Origin of the sequence: Isoptericola sp. S6320L, from assembly GCF_023015685.1 — a bacterium.
Lineage (GTDB): Bacteria > Actinomycetota > Actinomycetes > Actinomycetales > Cellulomonadaceae > Isoptericola > Isoptericola halotolerans_A.
Genome location: NZ_JALKAT010000017.1, coordinates 13,170 through 33,023, shown reverse-complemented (window position 1 = coordinate 33,023; position 19,854 = coordinate 13,170). Strand labels below are relative to the sequence as shown.

General features: G+C 72.3%; 15 protein-coding genes. 6 read left to right on the top strand and 9 right to left on the bottom strand.

Annotated features, from left to right (window positions below; translation table 11 throughout):
• Positions 1 to 22: 22 nt before the first annotated feature.
• The 4 genes from MWU57_RS10860 to MWU57_RS10845 form a co-directional block, all read right to left on the bottom strand.
• On the bottom strand, positions 23 to 2,962 hold the full coding sequence (locus MWU57_RS10860; RefSeq protein ID WP_246909191.1) for a helix-turn-helix transcriptional regulator: 2,940 nt from the start codon (positions 2,960 to 2,962) through the stop codon (positions 23 to 25).
• A gap of 89 nt (positions 2,963 to 3,051) precedes the next feature.
• Positions 3,052 to 3,399, bottom strand: a complete 348-nt coding sequence (locus MWU57_RS10855; RefSeq protein WP_246909190.1) for a hypothetical protein — start codon at positions 3,397 to 3,399, stop codon at positions 3,052 to 3,054.
• Between the two features lie 113 nt (positions 3,400 to 3,512).
• The gene (locus MWU57_RS10850; RefSeq protein ID WP_246909188.1) at positions 3,513 to 3,911 is read right to left on the bottom strand and encodes a RidA family protein; all 399 of its coding nucleotides are present in this window, start codon (positions 3,909 to 3,911) and stop codon (positions 3,513 to 3,515) included.
• A 216-nt stretch (positions 3,912 to 4,127) separates the two neighbouring features.
• Positions 4,128 to 7,427, bottom strand: coding sequence for a S8 family serine peptidase (locus MWU57_RS10845; RefSeq protein WP_246909187.1), 3,300 nt, complete (start codon positions 7,425 to 7,427; stop codon positions 4,128 to 4,130).
• Positions 7,428 to 7,649: 222 nt separating this feature from the next.
• On the opposite strand from MWU57_RS10845, the gene MWU57_RS10840 reads away from it, so the two are divergent.
• Together MWU57_RS10840 and MWU57_RS10835 are read left to right on the top strand one after the other, a co-directional pair.
• The gene (locus MWU57_RS10840; protein WP_246909186.1) at positions 7,650 to 7,820 is read left to right on the top strand and encodes a hypothetical protein; all 171 of its coding nucleotides are present in this window, start codon (positions 7,650 to 7,652) and stop codon (positions 7,818 to 7,820) included.
• An 83-nt stretch (positions 7,821 to 7,903) separates the two neighbouring features.
• Entirely contained in the window at positions 7,904 to 8,704 is an 801-nt protein-coding gene (locus MWU57_RS10835) for a type II CAAX prenyl endopeptidase Rce1 family protein (protein ID WP_246909185.1), read from the top strand.
• A gap of 77 nt (positions 8,705 to 8,781) precedes the next feature.
• On the opposite strand, the gene MWU57_RS10830 is transcribed toward MWU57_RS10835, so the two are convergent.
• Together MWU57_RS10830 and MWU57_RS10825 are read right to left on the bottom strand one after the other, a co-directional pair.
• The gene (locus tag MWU57_RS10830) at positions 8,782 to 11,094 is read right to left on the bottom strand and encodes a carbohydrate-binding protein (RefSeq protein WP_246909227.1); all 2,313 of its coding nucleotides are present in this window, start codon (positions 11,092 to 11,094) and stop codon (positions 8,782 to 8,784) included.
• 184 nt (positions 11,095 to 11,278) lie between these two features.
• Positions 11,279 to 12,019 (bottom strand): DUF305 domain-containing protein, encoded by a 741-nt coding sequence (locus MWU57_RS10825; protein ID WP_246909184.1) that lies wholly within the window; start codon positions 12,017 to 12,019, stop codon positions 11,279 to 11,281.
• Between the two features lie 102 nt (positions 12,020 to 12,121).
• Here MWU57_RS10825 and MWU57_RS10820 point away from each other — a divergent pair, with 102 nt between their 5' ends.
• Entirely contained in the window at positions 12,122 to 13,552 is a 1,431-nt protein-coding gene (locus MWU57_RS10820; RefSeq protein ID WP_246909183.1) for an LVIVD repeat-containing protein, read from the top strand.
• A 134-nt stretch (positions 13,553 to 13,686) separates the two neighbouring features.
• On the opposite strand, the gene MWU57_RS10815 is transcribed toward MWU57_RS10820, so the two are convergent.
• Both MWU57_RS10815 and MWU57_RS18420 read right to left on the bottom strand, forming a co-directional pair.
• A complete protein-coding gene (locus MWU57_RS10815) occupies positions 13,687 to 14,136 on the bottom strand; it encodes an SRPBCC family protein (protein WP_106265399.1) in 450 nt (149 codons plus the stop codon).
• Between the two features lie 107 nt (positions 14,137 to 14,243).
• Positions 14,244 to 15,245: a DMT family transporter gene (locus MWU57_RS18420; protein ID WP_246909182.1), complete on the bottom strand. Its 1,002-nt coding sequence runs from the start codon at positions 15,243 to 15,245 to the stop codon at positions 14,244 to 14,246.
• 59 nt (positions 15,246 to 15,304) lie between these two features.
• On the opposite strand from MWU57_RS18420, the gene MWU57_RS10805 reads away from it, so the two are divergent.
• From MWU57_RS10805 to aztD, 3 genes are all read left to right on the top strand, one after another.
• On the top strand, positions 15,305 to 16,633 hold the full coding sequence (locus tag MWU57_RS10805; protein WP_246909179.1) for a YibE/F family protein: 1,329 nt from the start codon (positions 15,305 to 15,307) through the stop codon (positions 16,631 to 16,633).
• A complete protein-coding gene (locus tag MWU57_RS10800; RefSeq protein ID WP_246909177.1) occupies positions 16,630 to 17,448 on the top strand; it encodes a potassium channel family protein in 819 nt (272 codons plus the stop codon). Before MWU57_RS10805 ends, MWU57_RS10800 begins: the two co-directional genes overlap by 4 nt.
• 125 nt (positions 17,449 to 17,573) lie before the next feature.
• Positions 17,574 to 18,917, top strand: a complete 1,344-nt coding sequence (aztD, locus tag MWU57_RS10795) for a zinc metallochaperone AztD (protein ID WP_246909175.1) — start codon at positions 17,574 to 17,576, stop codon at positions 18,915 to 18,917.
• A gap of 25 nt (positions 18,918 to 18,942) precedes the next feature.
• Here aztD and MWU57_RS10790 read toward each other — a convergent pair whose 3' ends face one another.
• Positions 18,943 to 19,779 carry an MBL fold metallo-hydrolase gene (locus MWU57_RS10790; RefSeq protein ID WP_246909173.1) on the bottom strand — a complete coding sequence of 279 codons (837 nt, stop codon included), beginning with the start codon at positions 19,777 to 19,779 and terminating at the stop codon, positions 18,943 to 18,945.
• Positions 19,780 to 19,854 lie beyond the last annotated feature (75 nt).

Sequence of the window (19,854 nt, the reverse complement as noted above, 5' to 3'; positions counted from 1 at the left end):
CGCCGTGTCGGGGATCGAGGGGTCAGACGGCCAGCAGGCCGCGGCGGGTGGCCACGGCGACGGCCTCCGCCCGGCCCGAGACCCCGAGCTTGGCGAGGACGTTGGACACGTGGACGCTGACCGTCTTGGTCGAGATGTAGAGCTGTTCGCCGATCTGCCGGTTCGACAGGCCCTGGGCCACGAGGGTGAGGACCTGCTCCTCCCGCTCCGTGAGCGTCGAGGACTCCCGGCGCGCGCCCGGGACGGCGAGGCGGGCGCGCCGGGTCCAGGCGAGCACGGTGTCGGTCAGGGGCCGGGCACCCATCTCCTGCGCCTCGTGCAGGGCCTCGGCGGCCTCCAGCTCGGCAGCCGACCGGTCTCCGACGGCTCGCAACGCCTGCGCCCAGCGGAACCGCGACCGCGCGGTCTCGTACCGGTAGCCGTACGAGAACTCGCGCACCGCGGCCTCCCAGAGGGCGGGATCGGCGGGCGTCCCGTCGGTGGCGGCGGCGAGCCGTGCGTGCTCGGCCTCGGCGCGCCGGAGCCACGCGCGGCCCTCGGGCCCGAGCACGCCGCCGCGCGGGCGCCCCCGCTCAGCGGTCTCGCGGGCCACGGCGAGCAGCGCGTCGCCGGCCTCCCGGCGCTCCGCCTGCTGTGCATCGGCGGGGCCGACGGCGGCCTCCTCCGCGGCGTCGGCCAGGGCGGCCAGGGCGAGCGCGGAGATCCAGATACGCCCGAGGAAGTAGGTGCTCCACACGGCGCCGAGGTGCGCGACGACGGCCTCGGCGAGGTCGACCGCCTCGTCGTACCGGCCGGCGTACGTCAGGGCGTCGATGCGGCAGCCGCCGGAGATCAGGGCGACGAACCCGTCGACGTCCCAGTCCTTCTGCAGGGCCGCGGTCCGCTCCAGGACCCGCTCGTCGCCGCGGGCGACCGCGGCGTACAGGCCCGCGCTCTCCAGGACCATGGCCTCCAGCGCGGGGACGCCGTCGCGCCGCGGGGCCTCGGTGAGGTCCCCGCGCACGTAACGCAGCAGCTCGGCGATCATGCGCATCGAGATGCCGGTGGAGCTGCGGGTCGTGCCCGTCTCCTCCGCTCGCGCCAGTCCCTGGCGCAGCAGCTCCTGCGCGTCGTCCAGGCGGCCCGCGTAGTACCAGGTCGTGGCGAGGTTGTACCGGCAGCGCATCTCCGCGGCGAGGCTGCCGGCGTCGATCGCGCGGTGCATCGCCGACTCGATGAGCCGGGCCGCCGTCTCCGGGTCGCCCACCTCGATCACGGCGAGGGAGGCGAGCGCGTCGGCCTCCGCCTGGGGAGCGCGTGCCCGGTGGGCCACGTCGACCGCCCGTTCCAGGAAGTCACGGGCCGCGTCGTCGGCGTCGCGGTTCATCTCGATCCGGCCGCGGACGGCGAGGGTGGCGGCGAGGTCCTCCGTCGGCTCCGCCGGGAGGGCCGCGAGCGCGAGGTCGGTCTGGCGGGTCGCCTCGGTCATGTCCTCCTCGACATCGAGCAGGTAGCGGGCCAGCACGTGCCGCAGGCTCGCCTGGCGTCGCCGGTCGGCGTCGAGCGACTCGACCGTGCGGCGCGTGAGCTGGACGGCGCGCTGGGGCTGACCGTTGCGCGAGGCGGCCGCCGCCGCGTCGAGCGCGACCTCGACCCGGTCGACACCGACACGTGCGACGGCGTCGGGCACGGAGTCCCAGAGCGAGAGCACCTGCTCGAGGTGCCGGAGCTCCTCCGTCGGTGCGAGCAGGTCCCGGGCGCGGACGGCGGCGTCGTAGGACGCGGCGAGCGCCGTCGGCAGGTCGTGGCCCTGCTGGGCGTGGTGCGCGCGCTCCGCGGCCGAGCCGAGGTCCGCGGAGTCGAGCAGCGCCGCGAGGTAGGACAGGTGCATGGCGGTGCGCTCGCCGGGCAGGAGGTCGAGGTAGAGGGCCTCGGCGAGCAGGGCGTGCCGGAACGCCAGGTGAGCGCCCTCGACGGCGAGGACCTGGTGGGTGACGGCGTCGCGCAGGGCCGTCGCGGTGGTGGCGGCGTCGAGCCCGGGCGTGCGCTCGGCCGCAGCGCGCAGCAGGTCCTCGCGCACCTGGCGACCGGCGACCGAGGCGAGCCGCACGAGCTGCTGCACCCCCGGGTCGAGGTGCTGCATGCGGGCGTGCAGGACGTCGGCGAGCGACCACGGCAGCATCCCGGAGGCGAGGCCGGCGGCGACCAGCTCCTCCGCGAAGAACGCGTTGCCCTCCGAGCGTCGCAGCACCTCCGTGAAGTCGGCCTCGGGCAGCGGGCCGTCGTTGAGGGCGGTGGTGAACTCGCGCAGCTCACCGGCCGTGAAGGGATCGAGCTCGACGTGGTCCACCCGTTCGGACCGGTGCAGCTCGGCCAGCAGCGGCCGCAGGGGGTGGCGGCGGTCGACGTCGTCGCTGCGGTACGTGAGCACGAGCAGCAGGTGCTCCGTGCGCAGTCGCGTCACGAGGAAGCGCAGCACGTCACGGGTCGAGGGGTCGGCCCAGTGCAGGTCCTCGACCACCAGCACGAGCGGCGCACCGGGCCTGCCGGCCGCCGCGAGGGTGCTCGCGAGCCCGTCGAGCAGCGGCAGACGTTCCGCGTGCTGGTCGTCCTGGGCGGTCCGGGGACCGGCCGGGTCGAGGAGCCGGGCGAGCGCGGGACGCTCGGCGATCAGCTCGGCCACGCAGGAGGCCACGTCGTCGTCCGTCCCGGTGGGCCGCTGGAGGTGGCCCAGCGCCTCGGTGAACGGCAGGTACGGGATGCCGATCTCGCCGAGGTCGACGCAGTGGGCGACGACGACGCGTCCACCCGTCTGCGCTGCCTGCGTGGCGAGGTGGGTCACCAGCCGTGTCTTGCCCACGCCCGCGTCGCCACCCACGAGGAGCACTCCCGGTTCACCGGCGGCCGCGCGGTCGAAGGACCGACGAAACCCGGCGACCTGGTGCTCTCGAGCGATGAGAGGGATCTGAGACGACCGGCGCACCCTCGCATCGTCCCACCCGCTACCGACAACGGCCGAGGGTAATTCGGCCGGGACCGCAGCCCGGTCCGCCGTCGTCGTCGGGCCTGGGATCACGCCGCGCGGTGGGTGCGGTCGGTCGTGGGACGGAGCGCGGCGAGGCCGGCCTCGATCTCCGCGACCCGGCGAGCCATGCGGGCGTCCCAGGCGGCGCGGTCGGTGCGGTCCGCCACGGTGTCGATCGTGTCGGCCAGGCGGTCGACGGCCTCGCGCGCTCGCGCTGCCAGCTCGGGGCGCCGGGCCTGCGCCCTGGTGGCGCGATACGCGCGCCACCGGGCCCAGAAGGACGGCGCGCCGAACGACTGCGCCGCACGCTCGCGTCGGTAGGCCAGCTCTGCCTCGAAGGCAGGTCCCTGCAGGTTCATGATGTTCCCCTCGCCGTGCGCCGGTCGTTCCGGCATGACTCCACACTCGTGCTGAGGTGGGGTCCGGCGGATCGGCCGGTCGCCCAGTCCTGCACGGCGGGGGTACCTCAGACGCGAGCCGCACGACGGCTGAGGTCGCCTGAGGTGCCTCAGCGCACGGCGGCCCAGGCCTCGATCTCGACGAGCTGGTCCGGGTACCCGAGCACGGTGACCCCGAGCAGGGTGCTCGGCACGGCGTGCTCGGCGAACCGGGCCTCGACCACGTGCCAGGCGGTGTGGAGGTCGCGCCGGTCGGTGGTGGCGACGAGCACGCGGGTGCCGAGCACGTCGGTGAGGGCGGCTCCGGCAGCGTCCAGCGCGGTGACGAGGTTGTCGAGGCAGCGGGCGGTCTGGGCGGCGACGTCGCCCGGGGCGACCGTCCGCCCGTCGGCGTCGAGCGGGCAGGCGCCGGCGAGCTGGACGGGCCGGTGGCCGGCGGCGGCCGTCGCGGCGTAGGCGTACGGGGCGGTCGGCGCGAGGCCGGGGACGTCGAGCAGCTGAACGGTCATGTCGGCACGCTAGATCGGCGTCGTCGGCGGCGTCACGGAGATACCGCCGCTGTCGCGTGCTTCGTTCGGCAGTTCGCGCTCCGTTCGGTCGTTCGAACTGCCGAACGGAGCTGAAGCTGCCGAACGAAGCGGTGAAGTCATCCGATCAGACGACGGCGGCCCCGCCGCCCCGGGATCTACCCGGGCGACGGGGCCGCCGCACTCTCGTCCGGTCGGTCAGTCGCGGTGCCTGAACACCGTGACCTTCACCGGCGTCTCGACGATCGTGGTGCCGGGCACCTCGTCCGCCACGAGCTCGGTGTGCACCACGCCCTTGCCCGGCCGCTTGGCCTCGAGCGTCACGTCGTACGTGAGGCTGCCGCCGGGGGTCGGGTCGGTCGAGGTGACCACCTGGGTGTTGCCGTCCGGCAGCTCCGCCACCATGTCGCCCGCGCCGGCGGCGTTCTCCGCCCCGACGAGGAAGTCCATCCCCGGGGAGGCCATCGGCTCGGCGTAGTCGAACGTGATGTCCTGCTCACCGTTGGTGCCGATCCACACCTGGAACGACCGCGCGTCCTGGGTGCCCCAGACGTACATGTCCCACTGGACCACGAGCCAGCTGTTCACCCCGTCGCTCAGGCTGCCGATCCGCACGCCCTCGGCCGCGGTGCCGTCGCCGGCCTCGCTGTTGAGGTCCGTCCAGAACGGCGCGAGCACCGAGTTGGGGCGGGCCGACGAGGCGCCGCCCGGCAGGTCGCAGCAGTTGTTGTCCTCCGACGTCCCGCCGCCGGCCACCAGGTAGCCGTTGGAGTCGACGCCGAGCGACGTGTACGTGCGGCCGTTGTACTCGTAGGCCGGTACGTCGTAGGTCGTCAGCGTCTCGTCCCCGAAGGCCTCCGGCGAGATGCCGAAGCTCTCGAGGTCGAGGAACCCGGAGGCGTCGAGCGTGTCGACGCTCGGCACGCCGAGCTCGGCGGCCGCGAGGGTCGCCGTCTCCGTGTGCTTGCCCCGCAGCGCCCGTTCACCGGTGGTGGTCGCCGACACCGACTGCTCGTTGAACGACTCGTTGGTCGCCGTCACCGTGCAGGTCACGTCGTCCTTGAAGTGGATCGACTCCTCCTCGCAGGACTGCGTCAGCGCCACGTTCCCCTGGGTGGGCACGAACGCCACCGGGATGTGGCCGTCGCCCCGCTGGGTGCGGAACGTGATCTCGGCGAACTTCTGCTCGCCGCTGGCCGAGGTGTCCGTGATGGTGATGTCGAAGTCCACGCTCTTGCCCGGTCGCACGGTCGCGATCCGCGGGCTGAACGAGATCTTCGTGCCCCGGGGCGTGTCCGCCGTCGGGCGCACCACGAGCGTGCGGCCCGAGGTGTTCTCGAGCGTGCGGGTGGTGGTCAGCCGACCGGGCAGGGTCGGTGCGTTGATCGACGGGATGTTGAGGTCCACGGCGTGCACCGGGTCCGTGGTCAGCGCCGCGAAGTTCTCCGTGGTGTCGCTGATCGTGAACGGCGGTGTCAGCGCCTCGCCGACGTCGACGCGCCCCGCACCCATGTCGAACGGGTCGGCCGGGGTGGTCAGGTCCTCCTTGACGACGTCGGTGGTCGACTGCGTCATGATGGCGGACTTGATCTGGCCGGGCGTCCAGTCCGGGTTCGCCGCCTGGAGCAGCAGACCCACGCCGGCGACGTGCGGCGACGACATCGAGGTGCCGTTGATCGCCTGGTAGTACTGATCGGACGGGCCGCTCTCCGGAACCTCCGGCGTCGGCGTCATGGCCGCGAGGATCTGCACGCCGGGCGCGGTGATGTCCGGCTTGATGAACGGTCCGGCCGGGCCGCGGGAGGAGAACGCCGCGATGACGTCGCCCTGTCCCTCGGACGGCGCGCCGTCCGTGAACGTCCCCGTCACGCCGGAGTGCTCACCGAACCACGCCATCATCTCGGTGCCGTCTGCGAGGTGCAGCGCCGGCAGGTAGTGGTTGTCGGTGGCCACGTCGGCGAGCGTGGGGTTGTAGAGGACCATGCCGGCGGCGTCGCCCTCCAGCACGTTGTAGCCCTTGAGCACGCGGGCGTTCTGACCGCGCTCGCAGAGCACGATCATGCCCTCGAAGGTGCCCTCGGGTGCCGGCTCGAGGCACATCGGGTCGGAGTAGGGCGGCTCGGAGGCGTGCACGACCGGCAGCGGCTCCTCGACCCCCTCCACGATGGAGGCCCCGTCGGCGGTGAACGTGGAACCGTCGTCCGCGGTCAGCGTGAGCGTCGAGCTGAACTCGCGCGTCTGCGTGGAGGCGGCGACCGTGGTGACCCACGGGCTCACGTGGTTCGACGTCGCCGCGGCAGGGCCGGAGTTGCCCGCGGACGCCGCGACGAAGATGCCGGCGTCGTAGGCGTTGAGGAACGCGATCTCGATCGGGTCGGTGACGGTGCTGCCGCCGGAGATCGAGTAGTTGATCGCGTCGACGTCGTCGACGATCGCCTGCTGCACCGCGGCCACCAGGTCGGAGGTGTAGCCGCCGCCCGGGCCGAGCGCCTTGTACTCGATGATCTTCGCGCCGGGGGCGACGCCCTGGATCCGCTCGAGCTCGGGCCCGATGGTCTGGACGTCCTCGACGACGTTGCCCGCCGTGGTGCCGGAGGTGTGCGAGCCGTGGCCCTCGGCGTCCCGGGCGGTGCCCTCGTACAGGTACCCCTCCGGGTCGAGCAGGTCGTACAGCTCGGTGAACGAGTACCCGCCGATGAGCTTGTCGTTGCACTCGAACGGGTCGACCGCGGCGGTCAGCGGGTTGTCGCCGTAGTTGCAGGCCACCGGCGGGCCGTCGTACGGGCTGAGGTTGCCGTCGTCGGCGAACGACGGGTGCTCCGGCCACAGCCCGGTGTCGATGTTGCCGAGCACCAGGCCGTCGCCGGCCTCGGAGGTGGTGCCCAGCTCGGAGTAGGCCGCGGGCGCGTCGATGAAGTCGGTGCTGGAGTCGGTCAGCGGCTTCTCGAGGGTGTTCTCCTGCACGGCGACGACGCCGGGCACGTCGAGCAGCGCCGGGATGTCGTCGCCGGGGACGAGCGCCGCGATGCCGCCGTAGACCACGTCGAAGGTGTCCACGACCTCGGTGGCGGGGACGGCGTCGGTGACGTCGGCGGTGATCGAGCGTTCCTGCTTCTTGACGTATCCGCGATAGCGCTTCTCCGCGGGCGCGTCCTCGGTCAGCGGCTCGCCGGTCACGGCCGGGCTGGTGGCGTCGTACTCCGGGATGGAGCCGTCGTAGGAGGCCACGGCGTCGTAGTCGTACTTGACCAGGACGGGGACCTTCTTGCTCGAGCTCAGCGAGAGCAGCTTCTTCGGCGTCTCGACGAGCGCGCTGGTCGGCGCCTTGGGGCCGTCCTCCCGCGACGTCGCGGTCGGTTGCGACTCGGTGAGGCTCAGGTCGTCCGGGTCCGCCGGCGCAGCGCCGGCTCCCGTGGCGGTGAGGGAGGTGATGACCAGCGCGGCGCCGGAGGTGATGGCGGCGAGCCGGGTTCTGGACTGGTGCTTCCGTAAGCGCATGTGAGCGCACCCTTCGTCTCGGTCCGTAACGAGACTCCCGACCCGGGGACCACCTCGTCGTGGCCCTTCCGTCGCCGGAGGTCCCTCGCAAGATAGCCCTTCTGTGATGCAGGCAACATTCGGGCGTGTGACGGGCGTGTGACGCGGCCCAGCAGGCATCCGGGCAATACGGGCAAAGACCTCAGGATGCACGGGCAATCAGAATCACGCACCATAGGGCGCATGTTGTGGTGGGGGGCTGTCCTGGTCGTGCTCGGCGTCGCGCTGGCCGCAAGGTCGGTGTGGACGGCGCGGCGCGGCTCGACGGGCGCGCACGGGCTGCTCATCGCCGTCGGTGTCGGTCTCGTCTTCTGGGGGCTCGTGCTCGGCGTCGTCGCGGCCGTGCGGGCGTGACCCCGACGGCGCAGGCCGAGCGCCCTGACGAACCTGACGGCGCCTTCCCTCGGGCTGCCCGCCCCCGTCGGTAGGGTGCGCTCATGGTCGCCCGCTACGCCGCCGCCGTGCTCGTCTGCGGTTCCGCCATCCTCCTGTTCGCCGTGCACGTCCGTCCGCTGGGCTACGTGCCCCTCGTGGCTGGCGTCCTGCTCGGGCTGCTGGTGGACCGGGCGCTGGGCAAGCACCTCGCGCTCATCGCGGCGGGCATGGCGATCGTGTCGGCCATCCCTCTCGCGGCAGACCTCTCGAACGCCGGGATGACGCGGTTCACCGTCGCGCTCTCGCTGGCCGTGCTGGTGCCGTGGGCGCTGTCCCGGTTCGTCCTGCGGGACGACGACGGCGCGGGTGCGGTGCGCTTCCCCGTCGCCACGGGACGGCGCTGGACCAGAGGGCAGTGGATCTACCTCGCGGCCGTGGTGGTCATCGGCTACCTGATCCTGCCGCCGTACTTCCTCGGGTCCGGGGCGTACCTCAACTGGCCGTCGCTGGAGGGCGACACCGACATCGCGCGGCTGTTCGTCGGCGTGAACGCCGTCGGGCTGTGGGACGAACTGTTCTTCATCTGCGTCGTGTTCGCCCTGCTGTGCCGGCACTTCCCGGTGCAGGCCGCCAACGTGCTGCAGGCGATGGTGTTCGTGTCGTTCCTGTGGGAGCTCGGCTACCGCGAGTGGGGGCCGGCGCTGACGATCCCGTTCGCGCTGGTGCAGGGCTGGATCTTCGCGCGATACAAGTCGCTCTCCTACGTGGTGGCCGTGCACCTGCTCTTCGACGCGGTCGTCTTCGGGGTGCTGGTCCACGGCCACCACCCGGAGCTGCTGGACGTCTTCGTCACCGCTCCCTGACGCACGAGCGTCTCTGTCCGTCCGGAATCAGGCCGTGATTCTGGACGGACAGAGACGCTCGTGGTGCGGGCAGCGGGTCAGGAGGCGGGCTGCCAGGGACCGCGGGACGAGGCGCCCGGTGCCTGATTGCGCGTCCACCACCTCGCCTCGTACCGCCTGCCGTCGTGCACGACGACGTCACCGGCGTCGAAGATGCGCGACGGCGTCCAGACGGCGGTGCCGTCCTCGGCCGTCGCGATCTCCTGCCACGGGCCGTGCACCGAGGTGCCCGGTGCCTGGTTCCTGGTCCACCAGGTGGCCTCGAAGACGGCGCTGTCGTGCGTCACCCGGTCCCCCTCGTCGTAGACGGTGTCGGCCTCCCAGCTCTCCGGGGCGGGCTCGGCCGCCCGGGCCGTGAGCCACTGCTCGGGGCCGGTCGGATGGTCGACGACCCGGGTCTCGCCGATGCAGCCGTTCCACCCGTTGGTCGCGCGGTCGTCGACCCAGTCGGTGCCGAACAGCCACGGCATACCCTCGTTCAGGCTGTGGCCGAGCGTGTCGGTGGCGTTGCGCAGCACCGGGGCGCCGTCGACGTACATCGTGGTCGCCCGGTCGGTCGGGTCGTTGACCAGCGCCACGTGCACCCACCGGTCGAGGATGATCTCGCCGGACCACGAGGTGCGGTCACCCTTGGTGGTCTCGACCGGGACCTCGGTCCACTGGAGCTCGCGGAGGTTCGACAGCCCGAGCGCGACCGGCGACGCCGTGTAGTCCCAGCGCGACCACGGCATGCCCGGCAGGGTGGAGCGGTTGCCGGAGCGGGTGATGGCCTTCATCCAGGCGTTCGAGCCTTCGGTGAAGCTCTCGTCGATCTTGAGGAAGGTCTCGATCGTGTAGCCGTCGGCGAGCTCCGCGTCGTTCACCGCGGCGTCGGCCTCCGTGCGCAGGTAGCTGAGTCGCCCGCTGGTCCGATCGGCGTTCGCGAAGCAGACCGCTGCGCCGTCGGACGACAAGGGAGCGGCGTCGTGCGAGACCACGACGTCGGCGGGCTCGGCGTCGGTCGACCCGCTCTCCTCCGAGCTTGCCCGGACGAGGTCCGCGCCGCTGACGATGTCCGGGACGACGGTCCCGGCGTCGACCACGCCTTCCAGGCCGCCGAAGCGCCAGTGCGCGAGCGTGCCGTCCACCTGCGGGTAGTCGTCGCGCGAGGCCGGGGGTTCAGTGGTGATCGGGTCGGGGCCCTCGAAGCCCTCCAGCAGGAGGTCCCGGGCTCGCTGGGAGAGCGAGGGCTGGTGCGCCTCTCCGGCGGTGAAGCCCGGGGCGAACCCGTCGAACCGCTCGGAGAAGTCGATGTCGATCGTGTACTGCTGGTGCTCTCCGGTGAGGAACGGCTGGTCGTACGCGGTGAGCACGGCTGGGTCCTTGGCCACGACCCACGGCGAGGCCGTCTGGACCTCGATGCGGTCGTGCGTCAGGTCGAACTCGAACAGCCCGAGGTAGCCGTTCCCACCGTCGTACGCCATCTGGTAGTCGATGAGCACCTGGGTGACGGTGTTGCCGGCGTCGTTGGTGCGCGTCTGCTTCGTGGCGCCGTGGGAGTGGCCGTTGAGCGTGAGGAAGATCTGGTCGTTGGACCGGACGAGGTCGTTCCAGAGCTTCTCGCCGTAGGGGGTGTCCTCCGGCGAGGTGGCGTCGCTGCCGATGGCGAGCATCGAGTGCGTGGTCAGCACGACGGGCACGTCGGGGTGCTCGGCCATGACCTGGTCGGCCCACGCGATCGTCTGGTCGGAGGCGCGCCATGTCAGGGCGAGCACCATGAACTCCTGGCCCTCGGCCTCGAAGACGTGGTACTGGTTCATGCCGGTCGGGTCCGAGCCGCCGTACGTGGACTGGGACGCGGCCCGCTCCGGGCCGAACCACTTCAGGAACGGCTCGGCCCCGAGGTCGTAGTCGACGTCCGTGAGCTGGTCGCTCGAGTTCAGCACGTCGTGGTTGCCGGGCAGGACGGAGTACGGCACGCCTCCCTCCTCGAGCGCGGACATCGCGCGGTCCGCGACCTCCCACTCGCCGGTGACCCCGGCGCGGTCCACGACGTCGCCCAGGTGGGTGACGAACGGAATGTCGAGGTCGTCGGCGTGCTCCGCGAGCCATGCGGTCTGCGTGTGGAACGGGTCGTCGCCGTAGCGGGGCACGAACTGGTCCGTCGCGTACCGCGAGTAGAACTGGGTGTCGGGCAGGACGGCGAGGGTGAAGCGCGAGGCGAGCTCGTCGTCGGGCGCGGTGGTCGCCGCCGTCGTCGAGGCGGGGGTCGGCGCGGCGCCGGCAGGACCGCCGACGGCCAGCACTCCGGCGGTCAGCAGACCGCTCAGGGCCGTGACGGCACCGACCCGGGCTGGGCGCCCTTGAGGCATGAGAGGCACGCGAGTCTCCGATCGGGTGGGACGCGCCCGGACGGGCGCGTCCCCACGATGGGAGGTTCGGCGCAACGTCCGGCCAACGACGGGTGGTGACGCGTGAAACCTTGCGTGAACCACCTGGTGCCGGGCCTGCGACGGGGGAGCGCCGCACCGCATCGGCGGCCCGGACCGTCCGGCCTCACAGCCCGTCGAGGAGCTCCTGCATGCGGCCGATCTCGGCGAGCTGACCGGCGCCGATGTCGTTCGCGAGCTCGTGGGCGCGCTCGTCGACGCCCTCGGTCATCACCGTGGTCGACATCGTGATCGCGCCCTCGTGGTGCTGGATCATGCCGGCGAGGTAGAGCTCGTCGAACTCCGCACCGGAAGCCTGCTCCAGCTCGGTCAGCTGCGCCTCGCTGAGCATGCCGGGCATGCCGTCGTGGTCGTGGCCGGCGTCGGGCTGCCGGGGGCCGGATCCGTCCCCCTCCTCGACCTCGACGGGGACGGGCAGGTCGCGTTCCTGCAGCCAGGCCGCCATCCCGTGGATCTCGGCGCCCTGGGTGTCGTAGATCCGGCTGGCGAGCGAGCGGACGGCCGGGTCCTGCGCGCGGTCGGGCGCCAGCTCGGACATGTCGAGGGCCTGGCGGTGGTGCAGGATCATCCCGGTCACGAAGTCGGCGTCGGCCTGGTTCCACTCCGGGCTGCGGTCGCGCGCCTCGTAGTCCTCGGGCTGGACGGTGGTGTTGTCCTCGCCGGGACGGCCCGGCTGGACGACGACGCTCGACGGCGGGACGGCGTCGTCGGCGGGGTCGTCGGCGGTGCACGCGGCGACGGGCGCGGCGAGCACGAGAGTGACGGCCAGGACCGCGACCCGTGGCGGGCGCCGTCGTCGGGCACGCTGGACGAGCCTGGGCGGAGGCTGGAGGTCCACTGTCACCATCCCGTTAATTCTCGGCGCTTCGCCTGGTGACTCACGTCACATCAGGCCAGAGTGGGGTGACACTACCAAGGAGGTGTGACGCCAGTGCGTCAACTGACAACGATGCAGCGACGCCGAGCGCTGGGTGCCGGGGCGATGACCGGACTCCTGGCGCTCGGCTCGTTCGCCGTCGCGGCACCGGGCTCGGCCGAACCGAGCGACGGGTCGGAGCTGCCCGCCCAGAGCATCGCCGCTCTGGACGACTCCAGCGCTCCGGCCTCCCTCACCGACCCGGGCACGACGGACTCGCTCAACATGGAGCTGCTCGCCAACATCCCGAAGAACGGTGCCTTCGCGTCCGAGGGCTCCTACAGCTCCGACCTGGCGTTCCAGGGGGACTACGCGTTCGCCGGGAACTACGACGGCTTCACGGTGTACGACATCAGCGACCCGGAGAGCCCGGAGCAGGCCGCGCAGGTCGTGTGCCCCGGATCCCAGAACGACGTCTCCGTCTACGGCGACCTCCTCGTGCTGTCCACCGACTCCTGGCGCACGGACGACTCCTGCTCGAGCTCGTCGATCTACCCCGTCGGCGTCGACTACTGGGAGGGCCTGAAGATCTTCGACATCTCCGACCCGACCGACCCGCAGTACGTCTCCGCCGTCGAGACCAAGTGCGGCTCGCACACCCACTCCCTCGCGCCGACGAAGAATGGCAAGACGCTCTACGTCTACGTCTCGTCGTACTCGCCGAACGCGCTGCTCTCCGGGTGCCAGCCGCCGCACGACAAGATCTCCGTGGTGAAGATCCCGACCAAGACCCCGGCGGACGCGGCCGTCGTGTCCGAGCCGGTCCTCTTCCCCGAGGGCGGCTACACCAACACCTCCGGCTGCCACGACATCACCACCTACGTGAAGCTCGACCTCGCGGCCGGCGCCTGCATGGGTGACGGCATCCTCATGGACATCTCCGACCGGGAGAACCCCGAGGTGATCTCGAACGTGCGCGACACCGAGAACTTCGCGTTCTGGCACTCGGCCACGTTCAACAACGACGGGACCAAGGTCGTCTTCACCGACGAGCTGGGCGGCGGTGGCGCGGCCACCTGCAACCCGGACGTCGGCGAGACGCGGGGCGCGAACGGCATCTACGACATCGCCGACGGCGAGCTCGAGTTCCGCAGCTACTACAAGATCCCGCGGACCAACACGAACACCGAGAACTGCGTGGCCCACAACGGGTCGCTCATCCCCGTCAAGGGCAAGGACATCATGGTCCAGGCCTGGTACCAGGGCGGCATCTCCGTGTTCGACTTCACCGACTCGGCGAACCCGACCGAGCTGGCGTGGTTCGACCGCGGCCCGCTCTCCACCGAGCGGCTGGTCCTCGGCGGCTCGTGGTCGGCGTACTACTACAACGGGTACGTCTACTCGAACGACATCCAGCAGGGCTTCGACGTGCTGGCGATCGACGACGCGGCCGGCGTCGGCAAGCAGAAGCCGAACACCTACAGGGAGCTCAACCCGCAGCAGCAGGTCCGCTTCCACGGCTGACAGCCTGCAGCCACGGCTGACAGCTCGGTGCACGACGACGGCCGGCCACCCGTCGCTCCCACGGAGGGGAGCCGGGTGACCGGCCGTCGGTGCGCGCCGGACGACGTCGGGGACGTCAGCTCACGTCGCGGACGTCAGCTCACGTCGCCGCGCCAGGCGCCGGTCTCGGCGCCGCGCGACTCGATGAACGACTTGAACTTCTTCAGGTCGCCCTCGACACGGCGGTCGTCGAAGTTGAGGGCGGCGCCGACCTTCTCCTTGGCACCCTCCGGGTCCCAGTCCATCTGGACGGTGACCCGCGTCTGGGCGTCGCTCAGCCGGTGGAACGTCACGACTCCCGCATGGTCGGGGCCGGTGGTGCTGCTCCAGGCGACACGCTCGTCGGGGTGCTGCTCGGTGATCCGGGCGTCGAACTCGTGCTCCGTGCCACCCACCTTCGTCTTCCAGTGCGTGGTCGTGTCGGTGAGCTGACGGATCTCCTCCACACCCTCCATGAAGTGCGGGAAGTCCTCGAACTGCGTCCACTGGTTGTAGGCGGTGCTCACGGGGACGTCGACGTCGATGGACTTGGTGACGCTTTCCATGGATCCTCCTTCGTGTCGGTGACCCCACCGTGACCCGGATGCGGGTGTGCTCGCACGTCGAGCCCGACGGCCCCGGGTCTCCGCTGGTCAGCCTCGGTTTTCGGGATTCAGCGCCGCCGTCGGCGGAGCAGCCGCGCCTCGACGACGGGCACCGTCACCGCCACGAGGGTCAGCGCGGCCCCCGCGAACATGGCGGGCCCGGGCGTCGCCACGCCGGGGACGACGACGTCGAGCAGCAGCGCCCCGACGATCTGCCCGGCGATCATCCCCAGCGCCAGCAGCAGCACCCCGATCCGGTGGACCACGGCGGCCTGGATGGCGATGAACACGATCCCGAGCAGCCCGCCCGAGTAGAGCACCAGGTCGAGCGGCCACTGCGTGGGCAGCGAGCCGGTGGGTGGTCCGACGGCCAGCACGGACACGCCGAACGCCACCGCCAGCGCCGCCGTCCCGACGACGAAGTTGCCGAACGTGGCCGCAGCGACGCCGGCGAACCGGTCGCCGGGCGCGGCGGCCACCCCGCGTACGCGCCCGTTCATCGCCTGCTGCCACGACTGGAACGCCCCGGCCAGGAACGGGATGACGGCGAGGCCGACGGACGGCACCGTCCCCACCGAGCCCGAGACGGCGATCCCCACCGCCACGACGGTCAGGAGCGGGCCCAGCGCCCGTCCGAGCGTGATCAGCCGCACGCCGCCCGGGGCGAGCCCGATCCGGTCGACCAGCAGCGAGCTGGTCGACTGCCCCGCCACGACCGCCACCATGAACAGGGCCACGCCCAGCGTCGCGGCGGTCAGGCCCTGGGCTGCGACGTAGAAGCCGCCGGCGGTCCCGCCCAGCACCTCCCACCACCGCAGGCGCCGGGTACGCAGGCCTGACAGGATGCGTCCGACGGCGCCGCGCGCGGCGGGCCAGCAGGCCAGGGCGAGCAGCAGCCACAGCAACCCGGACCCGAACGAGACGACCGCCGCGCCGAAGCCGCTGCCGACGTGCTCGGCGAGGGAGCCGTTGACGCGGGTCTGGAGCGCCGCACAGAGTCCGCCCACCACGGCGGCTCCGACGCCGACGATCGCGGCGGTGGAGGGCGCGGGGACGGCGGCGTCGGTCACCACGGGAGTCTACGGCGCGGGCTCCCGACGGGTCCCGGGCCGCGTGGCAGCATGACCGCGTGACGACCGAGCTGGAGCCCCGCCGGGCACGCCACGCCGCCGCTCCGCGGGACGGCTCGCCGGACGACGGCCTGCCGCCCGGAGGCCATGCGCACTCCCACGGCGGGCCCGTCCCGCCGGCCCCGTGGCGCACCCGACTGGTGCTGGCGCTGCTGGTGCTGCCCGCCCTGGTCGCCACCGCGTTCGGGCTGTGGACCCTGTGGCCGTCCCCGGCCGACGTCCCCGAACGCATCCCCGTCGTCGTCGAGGGCAGCGAGCTCGTGGTGGTCACCGTCGTCGGGCCGCTCGAGGAGACGGCGGACGAGTCCTGGCCCACCATGGAGGACGCCACGGCCGGGGACGTGGCGATCCGGTTGCCCGACGGCGGCACGTCCGGCATGCAGGCCGACCCGCGGTTCGAGCTGGAGCCCGGCGAACGTGTGACGGCGCTGTACATCGGCGACTTCGCGGACACGGTGACGCCGTACGTGTTCATGGACCACCAGCGCGACGTCCCCTTCGGCGTCCTCGCGGCGGTCTACGCGCTGGTCGTGCTGCTCGTGGCGCGGTGGCGCGGGCTGGCGGCGATCGCGGGGCTGGCGGTGGCGTTCGCCGTGTTCGTCGGCTTCACGTTCCCGGCGCTGCTGGCGGGCGAGAGCGCGATGGGCGTGGCCCTCGTGACGTCGTCGGCGGTGATGCTGGCCGTCCTCTACCTGGCGCACGGCCTGACGGCGCGGACCACCGTGGCGCTGCTCGGCACCCTGGCCGGGCTGGCGCTGACGGCGGGCATCGGCACGTGGGCGACGGGTGCCGCGCACATCACCGGGGCGTCGGACGAGCTGGCGCAGAACCTGACGATCATCGCGCCGTCGGTGGACCTGCGGGGCATCGCCCTGTGCGGCCTCGTCCTCGCGGGGATGGGCGTGCTCAACGACGTGACGATCACCCAGGCGTCCGCGGTGTGGGAGCTGCGCTCGCTCGCCCCGACGGCCCCGCGACGGGTGCTGTTCGCGCGGGCGATGCGGATCGGCCGGGACCACATCGCCTCGACGGTGTACACGATCGCGTTCGCGTACGTCGGCGCGGCGCTGCCGCTGCTGCTCACGGTCTGGCTGCTGGACCAGACACCGCTGATGACCATCACCTCGGGCGAGATCGCCGAGGAGGTGGTCCGCACGCTCGTCGGGTCGATCGGGCTGGTGCTGGCGATCCCGATCACGACGGCGATCGCGGCGGTGACGGTGCCCGGCCCGGACCCGGGCCCGGGCCTCGACGCGCGCACCGCGCCCGGCTCGTCCACGATGGGGACGAACCCATCCCTGGAGGACGCCGTGCAGGACCGCCCGTGACCAGCCCCGACGCGGGCGGCGACCCGGACGCCCATCCGCGGACCGACGCTGACCCGCACGCTGGCATCGATCCGCACCTGGACGGTCCGCGGGGCTTCTTCGCCCGCCGGCAGCAGCCGCCGGAGGACGACCCCTACATCGACCCGCGCTCGCGGTGGGTCGACCGGTTCGGGCTGCTGCTCGTCCTGGCGGCCCTGACGGTGGCGTTGCTGTCGCTGGTCGACCTCCATACCGGGCCGGCGGCTGTCGGCGCGCAGGTGGCTGGTCTGGTCACCACCCTCACGGTGGGGGCGACGCTCGCTCTTGCGCTGCGGGCGTCCGGGCTGCGGGCGCGGTGGCGCCGCTGGGCCTACGTGGTGGTGGGCGCACTGATCGTGCTGTCCCTGGTGGTGGTCCTCGTCCTCGAGACGCCCGACGAGGTGACGTCGGCGCCGCCACTGCTCCTGCTCATCGCGGCGTGCGCCCCGGTGGTGGTGGCGCGGCGGCTGGTGCAGCACCGCGTCGTGACGCTGGCGACGCTGCTGGGGGCGGTGTCGGCCTACCTGCTGATCGCGCTGGCTTATTACTACGCGTTCCTCACGGTCGACAACGTCACGCAGGGACACTTCTTCGGCACGGAGCAGTCCACGACGTCGTTCATGTACTTCAGCCTCACCACGATCACGACGCTGGGGTACGGGGACCTGGCGGCGGTGACGCCGCTCGGGCGGCTGCTCGCGACCAGCGAGGCGATCATCGGGCAGGTGTACCTGGTGGTCTTCGTGGCGCTCATCGTCAGTCTGGCCGCCGGGCGGCGCCAGCGCGCGCTCGGCTGAGCCGGGGCGGAGTCGGAGCCCGTCTTGATAACCGTTCTCATGCGTGGTTGACTCGGCGGAGCATGATGCGAATGGTTCTCGTTCGCATCCTGGTCCCCTGTCGCTGAGATGGAAAGTCATCACCCATGAGCTCCCGTTCCCGCGCCGCCACGGCGCTCGCCCTGGCCCTGCCGCTCGCGCTCGTCGCGGCCTGTGCCACCGAGTCCGAGGACCCGGCATCCGCCGGGTCCGCGGGCAGCACCGCCGACGAGTCGGCCCCCGCGGCGCCCACCGAGGTCCAGGGCCGCAGCCCGCGCCTCGCCGTCACCTACGACGGCGGCATCAAGGTGCTCGACGCCCAGTCGTTCGAGGAGCTCGCCGACCTCGAGCTGGCCGGCTTCAACCGGCTCAACGCCGCCGGTGACGGCCGGCACGTGCTCGTCTCGACCACCGGAGGGTTCCAGGTGCTCGACACCGGCACCTGGGGCGAGGGGCACGGCGAGCACTTCCACTACTTCACCGCCACGCCGGACCTCACGGACGTGACCTACGCGGCGCAGCAGCCCGGCCACGCCGTGGTGCACGACGGCGTCACCGCCCTCTTCGACGACGGCACCGGCCTGGTGCAGCTCGTCGAGTCCGCCGAGATCGCCCATCAGGAGGGTGTCGAGGACGTCCAGCTCCCCGAGGCCCACCACGGCGTGGCCGTCCCGCTGAGCGACGGCTCGTTGCTGGTCACCGACGGCAACGAGGACGAGCGTTCCACCGTCCGTGTTCTCGACGCCGACGGCGAGGAGATCGTCGCCAGCGACGACTGCCCCGGGGTGCACGGCGAGGCCGTGGCCGAGGGCGAGGCCGTCGTCGTCGGGTGCGAGGACGGCGCGCTGATCTACGCCGACGGCACGATCACGAAGGTCGAGACGCCGGACGACTACTCCCGCATCGGCAACCAGGCCGGCACCGAGGCGTCGCCGATCATGCTCGGCGACTACAAGACCGACCCGGACGCCGAGCTCGAGCGCCCCACGACCGTCAGCCTGATCGACACCCGCGACGCGAGCCTGGAGCTCGTCGAGCTGCCGGCCTCGTACACGTTCCGGTCGCTCGCCCGCGGCGACGACGGCGAGGCGCTGGTGCTCACCACCGACGGCGACCTGCAGGTCATCGACCCGGAGACCGCGGAGATCACCGCGTCCATCCCGGTGCTGGACGAGTGGGAGGAGCCGATGGAGTGGCAGGAGCCGCGCCCGGCCGTGCTCACGCTCGACGGTTCCGTCTACGTCACCGACCCGGCGAACGACGCGATCCACGCGGTGGACCTTGTCGAGGGCGAGGTCTGGGCCACCGGCGAGCTCGGCGTCACGCCGAACGAGATCGCCGGCGCGCTCGGCGAGCCCGAGCCCGAGCACGACCACGCGGAGGGCGAGGACGACCACGCGGAGGGCGAGCACGCGGAGGACGAGCACGCCGACGAGGACCACGACCACTGATCCGTGCGGCGCCCCGCGCGGCACCTCACGTGAGGTGGTCGAAGTCCCCGCGCACCCATGCCGCGTGCCGTCGTGCTGATCTCAGCACGACGGCACGCGCGTCGGCCGGGATCACGCCGTCGAAGTTGTTGTACATCCGGTCGAAGGGTCGCCGGGCCACGTGCCCGGCGACCCGCAGCGCCACCGCCCCCGACAGCGGGATCCGGTTCGGGTAGCTGCGCAGGAAGCTCGCCGTGCGGTCCGGGTTCGCGAAGATCGTGTCGCCCGACAGCAGCACGCCCCGACCGTCGGCCCCCGCGGCCCAGTGGACGACGGCGGAACCCGGGAAGTGCCCGCCCGGCTGGCTGAGCGTCACTCCGGGCAGCACCTCCCGCTCGCCGGACCACGGCACGATCGAGTCGTCCGGGCGGGCGACCCAGCCGGCGTCGGCCTCGGCGACCAGGACCGGGACCGGACCGGCGTCGCCCGCGAGGCGCCGGCTCCACTCCGCCTGCACCCCGAACATGTGCGGATGGCTCGCCGCCACGGCGACGACACCCGCGCTGCCGGCCAGGTCGCGCACGGCCGCGGCACCGTCGTCGTCCACGAAGCCCAGCGGGTCCCACAGCAGCGACCCGGCCGGGGTGCGCAGGAGCTTGGCCTGCTGCCCGATCCCGACGCCGGGCGTGGTCTGCAGCCCGAACAGGTCGGGCTCCAGCTCCTCGACCTCGATGTGCTGGCCCTCGGCGGCGAGCTCGTCGAGCGTGGTCCAGGACTGGCCCGACGCCGGGACCCACTGGCGCTCGTCGGCGCAGATCGCGCAGACCTCGGGCCGTGTCGCGTGCTCGACGGCGCAGGTGCGGCAGATCCAGAAGGACGTCATGGCCACAGGCTGGCACGGCGCCGGCCGACCCACCCGGCGGGCCGACGCCTCCGTCGTGCGACGGATCCCGCCGCA

What these genes read in the sequence shown, in the direction of transcription:
- MWU57_RS10820 (WP_246909183.1), top strand. Translation starts at nt 12,122, where the DNA reads ATGCAGCGACGCCGAGCGCTGGGTGCCGGGGCGATGACCGGACTCCTG.
- MWU57_RS10835 (WP_246909185.1), top strand. Translation starts at nt 7,904, where the DNA reads ATGGTCGCCCGCTACGCCGCCGCCGTGCTCGTCTGCGGTTCCGCCATC.
- MWU57_RS10840 (WP_246909186.1), top strand. Translation starts at nt 7,650, where the DNA reads ATGTTGTGGTGGGGGGCTGTCCTGGTCGTGCTCGGCGTCGCGCTGGCC.
- MWU57_RS10825 (WP_246909184.1), bottom strand. Translation starts at nt 12,019, where the DNA reads ATGGTGACAGTGGACCTCCAGCCTCCGCCCAGGCTCGTCCAGCGTGCC.
- aztD (WP_246909175.1), top strand. Translation starts at nt 17,574, where the DNA reads ATGAGCTCCCGTTCCCGCGCCGCCACGGCGCTCGCCCTGGCCCTGCCG.
- MWU57_RS10850 (WP_246909188.1), bottom strand. Translation starts at nt 3,911, where the DNA reads ATGACCGTTCAGCTGCTCGACGTCCCCGGCCTCGCGCCGACCGCCCCG.
- MWU57_RS10845 (WP_246909187.1), bottom strand. Translation starts at nt 7,427, where the DNA reads ATGCGCTTACGGAAGCACCAGTCCAGAACCCGGCTCGCCGCCATCACC.
- MWU57_RS10855 (WP_246909190.1), bottom strand. Translation starts at nt 3,399, where the DNA reads ATGCCGGAACGACCGGCGCACGGCGAGGGGAACATCATGAACCTGCAG.
- MWU57_RS10830 (WP_246909227.1), bottom strand. Translation starts at nt 11,094, where the DNA reads ATGCCTCAAGGGCGCCCAGCCCGGGTCGGTGCCGTCACGGCCCTGAGC.
- MWU57_RS10815 (WP_106265399.1), bottom strand. Translation starts at nt 14,136, where the DNA reads ATGGAAAGCGTCACCAAGTCCATCGACGTCGACGTCCCCGTGAGCACC.
- MWU57_RS10790 (WP_246909173.1), bottom strand. Translation starts at nt 19,779, where the DNA reads ATGACGTCCTTCTGGATCTGCCGCACCTGCGCCGTCGAGCACGCGACA.